Origin of the sequence: Anoxybacillus sp. LAT27 (assembly GCF_022030075.1) — a bacterium.
Taxonomy (GTDB): domain Bacteria; phylum Bacillota; class Bacilli; order Bacillales; family Anoxybacillaceae; genus Anoxybacillus; species Anoxybacillus kestanbolensis.
The window spans coordinates 1-230 of sequence record NZ_JAIWYK010000336.1; the positions used below are offsets into that span (position 1 = coordinate 1).

Below are 230 nucleotides of genomic sequence, written 5' to 3' on the forward strand. Positions count from 1 at the left end.
GGTCAGCGTCCGGCACTTCTCGTTTTTGCAGTCCAGCACGCGCAGCGGGTTGCGGTCGATCCGGGATTGACAGTCCGCGCACAGCTCGCTGCGGACGCCGTTCAGGTGGGCGAGCAGGTGCTCGCGGTGGCGGGCGCGGTCCTCAAGGGTGCCGACGCTGTTCAGCTCCACGCTCAAGCTCGTCAGTCCCAGCTCCTGGTAGAAGCGCATCGCCAGCGCGATCACTTCGG

At 67.0% G+C, this 230-nt stretch carries 1 pseudogene; it reads right to left on the bottom strand.

The window, feature by feature from the left end:
* Positions 1–230, bottom strand: a pseudogene (locus LD028_RS09690) (histidine--tRNA ligase); the annotation flags it as partial.